The 9689-nt window shown below is 67.4% G+C and carries 11 protein-coding genes; 5 read left to right on the top strand and 6 right to left on the bottom strand.

Features of this window, described 5'->3' with window-relative positions; all coding sequences use genetic code 11:
• The coding region (locus tag AB4Y84_RS05755) for a hypothetical protein (protein ID WP_442249863.1) at positions 1 to 162 on the top strand (162 nt) is incomplete at its 5' end.
• Between the two features lie 43 nt (positions 163 to 205).
• On the top strand, positions 206 to 526 hold the full coding sequence (locus AB4Y84_RS05760; protein WP_033832425.1) for a DUF6122 family protein: 321 nt from the start codon (positions 206 to 208) through the stop codon (positions 524 to 526).
• 456 nt (positions 527 to 982) lie between these two features.
• Here AB4Y84_RS05760 and AB4Y84_RS05765 read toward each other — a convergent pair whose 3' ends face one another.
• From AB4Y84_RS05765 to AB4Y84_RS05775, 3 genes are read right to left on the bottom strand one after another with little or no spacing between them, the layout of a single operon-like run.
• Complete coding sequence (locus AB4Y84_RS05765; protein WP_442244195.1) at positions 983 to 2302, bottom strand: ATP-binding protein; 1320 nt, start codon at positions 2300 to 2302, stop codon at positions 983 to 985.
• The gene (locus AB4Y84_RS05770; protein WP_442249862.1) at positions 2299 to 2958 is read right to left on the bottom strand and encodes a response regulator transcription factor; all 660 of its coding nucleotides are present in this window, start codon (positions 2956 to 2958) and stop codon (positions 2299 to 2301) included. The genes AB4Y84_RS05765 and AB4Y84_RS05770 overlap by 4 nt, the downstream gene beginning before the upstream one ends.
• Positions 2958 to 3248, bottom strand: coding sequence for a PepSY domain-containing protein (locus AB4Y84_RS05775; RefSeq protein WP_442244199.1), 291 nt, complete (start codon positions 3246 to 3248; stop codon positions 2958 to 2960). The genes AB4Y84_RS05770 and AB4Y84_RS05775 overlap by 1 nt, the downstream gene beginning before the upstream one ends.
• Before the next feature lie 156 nt (positions 3249 to 3404).
• On the opposite strand from AB4Y84_RS05775, the gene AB4Y84_RS05780 reads away from it, so the two are divergent.
• Positions 3405 to 3839, top strand: a complete 435-nt coding sequence (locus AB4Y84_RS05780) for a PepSY domain-containing protein (RefSeq protein ID WP_363733921.1) — start codon at positions 3405 to 3407, stop codon at positions 3837 to 3839.
• A gap of 376 nt (positions 3840 to 4215) precedes the next feature.
• Here AB4Y84_RS05780 and AB4Y84_RS05785 read toward each other — a convergent pair whose 3' ends face one another.
• The 3 genes from AB4Y84_RS05785 to AB4Y84_RS05795 all read right to left on the bottom strand — a co-directional run bounded on the left by AB4Y84_RS05785 (position 4216) and on the right by AB4Y84_RS05795 (position 6548).
• Complete coding sequence (locus tag AB4Y84_RS05785; protein WP_025874569.1) at positions 4216 to 4707, bottom strand: hypothetical protein; 492 nt, start codon at positions 4705 to 4707, stop codon at positions 4216 to 4218.
• A gap of 125 nt (positions 4708 to 4832) precedes the next feature.
• The gene (locus AB4Y84_RS05790; protein ID WP_442245041.1) at positions 4833 to 6041 is read right to left on the bottom strand and encodes an NAD(P)/FAD-dependent oxidoreductase; all 1209 of its coding nucleotides are present in this window, start codon (positions 6039 to 6041) and stop codon (positions 4833 to 4835) included.
• 12 nt (positions 6042 to 6053) lie between these two features.
• A complete protein-coding gene (locus AB4Y84_RS05795; protein WP_363733923.1) occupies positions 6054 to 6548 on the bottom strand; it encodes a lipocalin family protein in 495 nt (164 codons plus the stop codon).
• A gap of 182 nt (positions 6549 to 6730) precedes the next feature.
• On the opposite strand from AB4Y84_RS05795, the gene AB4Y84_RS05800 reads away from it, so the two are divergent.
• The gene (locus tag AB4Y84_RS05800) at positions 6731 to 6979 is read left to right on the top strand and encodes a hypothetical protein (RefSeq protein ID WP_025874572.1); all 249 of its coding nucleotides are present in this window, start codon (positions 6731 to 6733) and stop codon (positions 6977 to 6979) included.
• Between the two features lie 90 nt (positions 6980 to 7069).
• Positions 7070 to 9499, top strand: a complete 2430-nt coding sequence (locus tag AB4Y84_RS05805; RefSeq protein ID WP_336022197.1) for a DUF3772 domain-containing protein — start codon at positions 7070 to 7072, stop codon at positions 9497 to 9499.
• The last annotated feature ends 190 nt before the right edge of the window (positions 9500 to 9689 follow it).

The raw sequence follows: 9689 nt of genomic DNA on the forward strand, positions 1-9689 counted from the left end.
ATGCTGGACTACGTGGGCTACAAGCTGGATGACCTGCGTGCGGCCTACGCCGAACGCGTGGCATCGGCAGACCTGTCGCCGGAACGCGCGCAGGAGCTGTCCGAAGCGCTGGAAGCGGGCCTGACCGGTTACACCTACCTGTCCGACGAACCGTTGATCTAAGGGTGACGGTAACGCCGGGCATGGCCCGGCGCTACCGGTGCTGATGAGCGCCCGCGCGATCTTTCATCTGTTCCTGCATGCCGCCGTGCCAGCCCTGCTGGCATGGCTGTTCTGGCGCAAGCGCTTCGCATCGGCGTGGTTGTTGCTGCTGCTGGGCTGGATCATCGACCTGGACCATCTGTTGGCCGATCCGATCTACGCCCCGAACCGCTGCAGCATCGGCTTCCACCCGCTGCATACCGCACCGGCGATTGCCGTGTACGCGGGCCTGTGCGTACCGAAGAAGACCCGGCTGGTGGGGATTGGTTTGATGATCCACATCGTGCTGGATGCCATCGACTGCTGGTGGATGCATCACCGGTAGTTGCCGACCTTGGTCGGCGCTCTTGAAGCGTGTCGACCAAGGTCGACGCCTACCGGGCGGCGCGTGATCCGGTAGAGCCGGCCGCTGGCCGGCTGCTGCAGCGTGTTTCCGGCAATCAGGCGGTTGCCGGCCAGCGGCCGGCACTACCACCGGCGTTGCATCGACTCACCCCACCGGCAACCACAGCGTCGCACGCAACCCCGGCTGCGCGTTCTCCAACGCCAACCGCCCGCCATAACTGGCAGCGATCGTGCTGGATGCCATCGACTGCTGGTGGATGCACCACCGGTAGTTGCCGACCTTGGTCGGCGCCTTGATGCGTGTCGACCAAGGTCGACGCCTACCGGGCGGCGCGTGATCCGGTAGAGCCGGCCGCTGGCCGGCTGCTGCAGCGTGTTTCCGACAATCAGGCGGTTGCCGGCCAGCGGCCGGCACTACCACCGGCGTTGCGGCGCGTCACCCCACCGGCAACCACAGCGTCGCGCGCAATCCCGGTTGCGCATTCTCCAACGCCAACCGCCCGCCATAACTGGCGGCGATATCACCGACGATCGCCAACCCCAGGCCGCTGCTGCTTTCGCGCTCATCCAGCCGCACGCCGCGCTGGGTGACCTGCGCCAGCGCCTCGGCTGCCAGACCGGGGCCGTCATCGCGCACATCAATGCGCAACTGTTCTTCGTCCACGCGCGCAGTGACCGTCACCTCCCGCTGTGCCCACTTGCCGGCGTTGTCGAGCAGGTTGCCGAGCATCTCTTCCAGGTCGGCGCTGGCACCGGCAAATTGCAGGTCGTCGGCAATACCCTCCGCCTGGAACTGCAGCGCACGGTCGCCATGCACGCGCGCCATCAACCCGCATAGCGCCTGTGCAACCGTGGCCACCGGCGTGCGATCGCGATGGTCGGCGGTCAGTCCGGCGGCAAGATAGCGATCGACGCTGGCCTGCATGCGTGCGCCCTGTTCGCGCAGCGTCGCGCGCCACGCGCGGCCCTCGCCATCGGCTTCGGCGGCGAGCACGCTCAGCGGTGTCTTCAGCGCATGCGCCAGATCCTGTGCGCTGGTGCGGGCGCGGCCGACCATGCGTTGCTGGTGGTCGAGCAGGGTATTGAGCTCCTCACCGAGCGGTGCGATTTCAGCGCCCAATCCGGCCGTATCGATGCGCTGTGCATCGCCGCGGCGCACGCGTTCCAGCTGCGCACCGAGACGCTGCAAGGGCCGCAGACCGAAATGTACCTGGCTGGCCAGTACCGCCAGCCACGCCGCCACCAGCACGGCCAACGCCATTGCGCTGCGTTGGCGGAATGCGGCGACGTCCGCATCCAGCGCACTGCGGTCGGTGGCGACCACGGCGACATAGGGTTGGTTCGCGCGGGGCAGGCGCACCGGCTGCACGCGCGCGCGCAGCGATTGCTGCAGCGGGCCCGGCAGATTGCGTTCGGCCGTGCCAGTGGCGGCCACTGGCAGCGTTTCGTCCCACAACGAACGTGACTGCAGCAGCACCTTGCCGCTGCCATCGGCTATCTGCCAGTACGCGCCGGAGAACACGCGCTGGAAGCGCGCATCGTTGGGTTCCTGGCGCAGCTGCAGCTGGCCATCGGCATCGATCTCGGCCTGCGCCAGCAGGGTCAGCATGTCCTGCTGCAGTTCGTTGTCCAGGCGGTCGCGCGCGCTGCGCTTGAACAGTTCGCCCAGCAGCGCACTGGCCAGTGCCGAGACCAGCAGCAGGCCGATGCCACCGGCCAGCAGCAGCCGGCGTCGCAATGATGGTTGCCGGCTCACGGCGCGGCCAACCGCCAGCCTTGGCCGCGTACGGTCTGGATCAGGTCGGTGCCAAGCTTGCGGCGTACCCGTCCCAGCAGTACGTCCAGCGCATTCGAATCCGGGTCGTGACCGCCATCGAACACATGTTCGCCCAGGCGGTCGCGGCCGATCACCTGGCCGCTGTGGTGGATGAAGTAGCTCAGCAGGCGGAATTCCTGCGGGCTCAGCGCCAGTGCCTGGCCATCCAGGTCGAAGCGCCCGGCATTGACGTCCAGCTGCAGCGGGCCGCACTGCAGGCGTGGGCTGGCATGGCCGCGGCTGCGGCGGATCAGTGCGCGCAGGYGCAGCACCAGTTCGTCGGCCTGGAAGGGTTTGGTCAGATAGTCGTCGGCGCCGGCATCGAATCCGGCCAGCTTGTCGTGCCAGCGGCCGCGTGCGGTCAGCACCAGCACCGGAAAGTCGCGGCCGTTGCCGCGCCAGCGTTCGATCACGCTCAGGCCGTCCAGCCCGGGCAAGCCCAGATCGACGATGGCGGCCTGCAGGTCTTCCACCTGGCCGATCTCCTCGGCCTGGCGACCATCGGCCACCACCTCGACCACGTAACCGGCCTGCTCCAGCAGCGGCTGCAAGCGCTCGGCCAATGCGGCATCGTCTTCGGCCAACAGGATGCGCATCAGTCGTCCAGCTCCGTCTTCAACAGCCTGCCGTTGCGCGCATCATAGTCCAGCTCCACCACCACGCCGTCGGCGCGCAGGATCTCCACTTCGTACACGCCATCGTCCAGTTCCACTTCCAGCAGCTGGCCGGGGTGGCGCTTGAGTGCATCGCGCACCACGCCTTCCAGCGGCACGTAGCGGCCCTGCTGCACCGCGCGGCGCGCGACCTGCTGCGCCGGGTCCTGGGCAGGGCCGGCGGCGGACGGGGCGCTGGCCAGGGCCAGCAGCAGGGACAGGGAGGGCAGGATCGGCACGTGAGTGGCTGGAAGCATGGGAACAAGTGACAGGCGCGAGTGTGCCGCGACCGACTAACAGTTGGCTAACAGCGCCGGCTAGGCCGCTGTTAACCACGCCGTGCATCGTGGCGTTGCCGGGATGGTCCGGCACCGAACAGGAGAACCCCCATGTTGAAGTCGCTCACCCTCGCTACCATTGTCGCTCTGGCCGTGGCCCCCGCCGTACAGGCCGCGCCGCTGGGCATGGCCCAGGTCGAACAGACCCTGCGCAAGGCCGGCTACACCCAGATCCATGAGATCGAACGTGATGATGGCCTGTGGGAAGCCGACGTCAGCCGTGCTGATGGTCGCTTCAGTGAGGTCTATGTGGATCCGAAGACCGGCGAGATCTTCGACGAGCACGATGGGCGTGCGCAGCTGAGCACCGAGCAGGTGCTGGCCAAGGCGCAGTCGCAGGGCTTGCGCGAGATCCATTCGCTGGAACGCGATGGTGCGACGTGGTCGCTGGAAGCGCGCAATGCCCGCAACCAGAAGGTGGAAGTGCGCCTGAGCGGTCATGACGGCCGCATCCTGCACAGCGAGCGTGATGGCTGGCTGGATTGATGCCTGCTCGGGTGGGTGTGTCGACCAAGGTCGACACCTACCGGGTAGAGCCGGCGGCTGGCTGGATTGAGCTGCGCTTCGGTAGATGCCGACCTTGGTCGGCACAGGGCCGGAAAAGCGTGTCGACCTAGGTCGACACCTACCGGATTGATGGCGGGTAGAGCCGGCCGCTGGCCGGCTGCTGCACGGTGTTTCCGACATCCGGAGGTTGCCGGCCAGCGGCCGGCACTACCGCCCCCGGAGTACGGGGGCAGCGCCATAGGCGCGGGGGTGTGGAGGTCGGTAAGTGGGGCCCGCGGTTCGCGCAGCGAAGCGTGGGAGCGACAGCGCGCATGCGCTGACGCGTACCCGGCCAGCGGCCGGCACTACCGGTCTCTTACCAGCCGTAAGGCGGCGGGTAATCCCAATAGCCCGGGCCACCACCGTAGTAGCCGCCACCACCATATGGCCCGAAGAAGCCCGGGCCCTTGCCTTCGCTCACGTGGATGTTGACGTTGACCCCGCGGGTCTTGCCTTCATCGTTGGTGTAGTTCTTGCTGAGGTTGAGCGTGGCGGCGTTGTAATGCGTGTTGCCGTAATTCTTGGCGTAGCCGATGCCGGTGGTGAAGCTGCCGGAGACCTTGACCTTGTCGTCCTGCACGTCGGCGATCCTGCCGTCGCCGTGCACGCGCGGGCCGGTCTTGTCGCCGTAGAACGTGCCGGGCGGATCCTGTTGCAGCGTCGGATCGTTGAGATAGCGCATAGGCGTCTGCGGCACGGACAGGTCCAGGCCGGACGCCTGCGGCGCGGTGGCGCCGGCGGCGGACTGCGCCAACGCGGTCCCGGGCAGGGCGGCCAGGCACAGCAGCAGGGTCAGGGGGCGGATCATGACGGCACTCCAGCGCAGAGGGGCCGCGCAGCACGCGGCGGTACAGGCCGACGCTAGCAGGCGTTGCTTGAATGATGCCTGTCGGCGCCCGTTTGCGGTAGAGCCAGGCCATGCCTGGCTGCACGCTACAACCGCCCAAACCCGAACAGGTCCTGCAGCGGGTGCCGTCGCCGCTCGATCCGCGCCCGCAGCAGCCCGGCGCCGATCATTGAATAGGTGATGCCGTTGCCACCGTAAGCCATGGCGAACTGAACCCGTGGACCCCATTGCGCATGCGGCCCAAAGAACGGCAGGCCGTCAGCCGTCTCGGCAAAGGTGCCCGCCCATGAAAACGCCGGGGTCGGCTGCAGGTGCGGGAACCACTGCAGCAGCTGCTTCATCAGTTTGCGGGCCTTGCTGTCCACCCGGCCATCGCGGCGGGCGGGAATATCGATGGCATCGTCCAGCCCGCCCACCAACAGCCTGCGGTCGCCGGTGGCACGCAGGTACAGGTAGGGGCGGGCGCTCTCCCAGACCATCGTGCGCTGCAGCCAGCCCAGTTCGTCGGCGTTGATCGGGTCGGTGATGAAGGCGTAGCTGCTGCGGTTGCGGGCCACGCGCGGGTCCAGCCACTGCTGGTTGGCATAGCCCATCGCCAGCACCACGTGGCGGGCGCGGATCTGCATGCCGGATTCGGTGCGGGCGGTTACGCCGCGCGCGGTAGGGGTGAGGGTATGCAGCACGGTGCGGTCATGCACCACGCCGCCGCGTCGTTGCAACCGCCGCAACAGCCCGTAAGTGAAGCAGTAGGGATCGACCCGTGCGGCCTGGCGGGTCAGCAGGGCGCCTCCGGCATCGACGCTGAAACGTTCCTGCAGCGCATCCCGGTCCAGCCAGCGCGCATCCAGGCCGATGCCACGGCGCGCCTCGCCTTCGGCCATCAGCCGCGGTACGTCACGGCGGCGGCTGGCCAGGTACAGGCTGTCCATCTGCTTGAAGTCGACGTCCTTCAGGCCGCGCGCGACCTCGCCCAATGCGGGGATCGCCTCCGCACAGGCCTGGTAGGCCAGCGCCGCAGCGTCCTGGCCATACTGCGAGGCCAGTTCCAGCAGATGGGTATCGATCTCGTACTGCAGCAGCGCGGTACTGGCTGCGGTGCTGCCCCAGCCGATGTCACGCTGCTCGATCAGCGCAACGTCGTGGCCATGGGCCGACAGCTCATCGGCGATCAGCGCGCCGGTGATGCCACCACCGACCACCAGCACATCGCACTGCAGATCCTGTTCCAGCGGCGGAAAGGCCTGGATCAGGCCGTTGCGCACCGCCCACCACGGGTAGCCACTCTTCAGGTCCATGCGGGTTCGTGCTCAGGCGGTGGGGTGGCCGGTATGCGGGGTCAGGATCAGTTCGGACAGATCGAAGCCCTGCAGGCGCGCGCTGGCCAGATAATGTTCCTGCACGGTGGCATCGAGCCGGGGCTCACGTGCCAGCAGCCACAGGTACTTGCGATCCGGGCTGCCGACCAGGGCAACGCTGTAGTCCGGCGCCACCTGCATCACCCAGTAATCACCCTTGGCGAAGGGCAGCCAGCGCAGGCCCTTGGGCAGGAAGCTGACTTCCAGCCGCGCGCTGTCGTTGTCGATCGCGCAGGCCTCACCGGTGGCTTCCTCGATCTCGCCGTCCATGCGGCAGCGGTTGGTGACGCCCACGTTACCGTTGTCGAGCAGCTGGTAATGGGCCGACACGTCGGTGCAGCCCTCTGGCTCGTGGCGCATCGGCAGGCGGGCGATCTCGTACCAGGTGCCCAGGTAGCGGGGCAGCTTGAGGTCGTTGACGGTCTTCAGGGGAGGCAGGTCGGTCATTGTCAGGCGTGGCAGGAGAGGACCCCCACGATGCCGAGGACACTGCCACGGGCGGGTGAAGCCGGGGCGAGGGCCATGTCCAGAACATTCCGTCGCCCGGGCGGAGCGCGTGCCGTCATCGGCGCAGCGGTATGCTTCCGCCAGCGCCGCGTTTTTCCGATCCAACCGAAGTGGAGGTGCCGATGTACCAGGTGATCCTGTTGAAGAGTGAAACCCAGTTCGCCCGCGAGCAGTGGCCGCAGGTCGACGATCTGGTGGACTACGAAGGCGTGGCCTACAGCCTGCGCGCCGGGCCGCGCCAGCCGTTGCCGACCGACCACGCCTGGCACCCGATCGCGGTGTATGCGCCGGATGAGATCACCGAGGAAGAATTCCAGGACTGGTACGCGCTGCAGCAGCCGCAGGTGGAAGAGCTGCGCCTGAAGTACTGAGCCGCAGCCAGCAGCCAGCGCCTGCGCATCCGCCGTTTACAGTACCTGCCGTATAGTCGCGCGCAGGCGCGGTGGTCCGCGCAAAACGGTGTGGCTGGCTTGTCTTCCTTCTTCCGAACGATCCTGGTGCGTGGCCCCTGGTTGGCCCTGCTGTTGTGCTGCACGCTGCTGCTGGCTCTGCCGGCGCTGGCCCAGGATGACGACCCCACGCCCAAGCAGCAGCTGGCGGATATCGACAATGCGTTGAAGGCGGTGGAACGCAAGCGCAACGACGCCGAAGCCATCGAAACGCTGGGCACGCTTTCGGAAAACGCGTCACAGGCCAAGCGCGATGCCGAGGCGCTGGAAAAGACCCTGCAGCCGCAGCTGGACCAGCTCAACGAGCAGCTGACGCAGCTGGGTGAGGCCCCCAAGGACACCACTGAACCACCGGAGCTGGCGGCRCAGCGGCGCACGCTGACGCGCCAGCGCGATGCCCTCGCGGCATCGATTGCCCAGGCCAAGTCCAGTGCCGTCCGCGCGCAGCAGCTGAGCGCGGACATCGACAAGCAGCGCAACGCGCAGCGCACCGAGGAACTGGGGCGCAAGGTCGCCTCGCCACTGTCGCCAACGCTGTGGCGACAGGTGGCCGACCAGTTGCCGAACGATATCGCCCGCGTCACTCCTTTGGCCCAGCAGGGCCGTGCCGCGCTGACCACGGCCATTGCCACCCATGGCTGGGGCACGTTGCTGCTGGGGCTGGCGGCGGCACTGGTGATGATGTTCCCGTTGCGCCTGTGGCTGCGCGCGCTGGGGCGCCGGTTCGCTGCGTCCGAGCGTGCCCCCGACGGCCGCCTGCGCCGCTCCGGTCTGGCCATGTGGCTGCTGCTGGTGGGCACCCTGCTGCCCGGCTACGCCGTGGTGGTGCTGGTGGCTGCACTGGATGCCATCGGCGCGATTCCACCGCGCCTGCAGAGCGTGGCCGAAGGCGTGCAGGCGGCGACGTTTGCCGCGGCCTTCATTTCCGCGCTCAGCGCCTGCCTGCTGGTGCCCAAGCGGCCTTCGTGGCGGCTGCTGAACCTGGATGACACCGCCGCGCTGAAACTGCGCAAGTACGCCTGGGGTGCTGCGGCACTGGCCTGGCTGAGCACGGTGCTGGTGGCCATCGATCGCGCCACCCGCACCAGCGATGTCACCACGGTGGCGCTGGACGGCGTGATCGCGCTGACCTACCTGGGCCTGATCATGGCCATGCTGGTGACCTTGTCGCGCCTGCATCGGCGCCAGACCGCCGAGGCCGAGGCGAAGCTGGAAGCACAGGCCGACGGTCTTGGCGCACAGCTACCGGTACGACGCAGCAGCTGGCTGGTGCTGGCCCGCGTGGCCGGCAACATCGCGGTAGTCGCCGCGATCGCCGCCACCCTGATGGGCTACGTCAACTTCGCCAAGTTCGTGAACCAGCAGCTGATCGGCGGCAGCATCGTGGTGCTGGCGGCGACGCTGCTGTTCAAGTTCGTCGATGACTTCTGCACCTGGCTGCTGAATGCCGACAGCAAGGTCGGCCAGACCATCCTGCTCAGCACCGGCCTGAGCGTGTCGAAGCTGGAACAGGCAGGCGTGCTGCTGTCGGCGATGCTGCGCACCCTGGTGGTGTTGATCGCCCTGCTGGCGCTGGCCGCACCGTTCGGCAATATCGGCACGATCGTTGAACGCATTGCCTCGCTGGCCAATGGCATTGTGATCAACAAGGACCTGACGCTGCAGCCGGGCCGCATCGTCACCGGCGTGCTGGTGCTGCTGGTGGGCATGGGTCTGACCCAGCTGCTGCAGCGTTGGTTGACCGATACCTACCTGCCCAAGACCGAACTCGACCTGGGTGCACGCAATTCGATCAGCACCATCGCCGGTTACGTCGGCATCATCCTGGTGGGCCTGTGGGCGCTGACGGCGATGGGCCTGAACCTGAAGAACCTGGCTTTGCTGGTCAGTGCGCTCTCGGTAGGTATCGGCTTCGGCCTGCAGGCAATCATCCAGAACTTCGTCTCCGGCTTGATCCTGCTGACCGAGCGCCCGGTGAAGATCGGCGACTGGGTGAAGCTGGGCGACCAGGAAGGCGACATCCGCCGCATCAACGTGCGCTCCACCGAGATCCAGGTGAGCGACAAGTCCACCTTGATCGTGCCCAATTCCGAGTTGATCACCAAGACCATCCGCAACATGACGATGGGCAACAACCAGGGCCGCGTCCAGATCCAGTTCGCGGTGCCGACCAGCACCGACGTGGCCGGCCTGCGACAGGCGCTGCTGGATGCCTACGGGGCCCACAACACGGTACTGCAGCAACCGGCGCCGTCGGTCTACATCGACAGCATCGCCGGCGGCCAGATCACCATCAACAGCTTCGCCTACGTGGCCAGCCCGCGGCAGGTGTATGGCACGCGCAGCGATCTGTATTTCAGCCTGCTGCAGATCCTGGCCGAGCGGAACATCCCGCTGTCCACGCCGACCGACATCCACATTACCCGCGATCCGCCGCAGTAAGAGGTGGGTCGGCAGGGCTGCGCCCTGCACCCGCCGAAGCGGTAGTGCCGGCCGCTGGCCGGCAACCTCAGGAGCAACAGCAACAGCAGAAGCGGGTTTCCTGTGGSATGGCGGGGTGGGTCCGGTTGCGGGGGACGCTGCAAGTACGTCCCTGTAAGCTCGGTCGCGCCATCCATGGCGCTCACGCCCC

It is taken from the genome of Stenotrophomonas sp. 2YAF22, assembly GCF_052114665.1.
Classification (GTDB): domain Bacteria; phylum Pseudomonadota; class Gammaproteobacteria; order Xanthomonadales; family Xanthomonadaceae; genus Stenotrophomonas; species Stenotrophomonas indicatrix.

Bases quoted from the DNA above. Each gene is read 5' to 3' on its own strand.
- AB4Y84_RS05760 (WP_033832425.1), top strand. From the start codon at position 206: ATGAGCGCCCGCGCGATCTTTCATCTGTTCCTGCATGCCGCCGTGCCA.
- AB4Y84_RS05780 (WP_363733921.1), top strand. From the start codon at position 3,405: ATGTTGAAGTCGCTCACCCTCGCTACCATTGTCGCTCTGGCCGTGGCC.
- AB4Y84_RS05785 (WP_025874569.1), bottom strand. From the start codon at position 4,707: ATGATCCGCCCCCTGACCCTGCTGCTGTGCCTGGCCGCCCTGCCCGGG.
- AB4Y84_RS05790 (WP_442245041.1), bottom strand. From the start codon at position 6,041: ATGGACCTGAAGAGTGGCTACCCGTGGTGGGCGGTGCGCAACGGCCTG.
- AB4Y84_RS05795 (WP_363733923.1), bottom strand. From the start codon at position 6,548: ATGACCGACCTGCCTCCCCTGAAGACCGTCAACGACCTCAAGCTGCCC.
- AB4Y84_RS05800 (WP_025874572.1), top strand. From the start codon at position 6,731: ATGTACCAGGTGATCCTGTTGAAGAGTGAAACCCAGTTCGCCCGCGAG.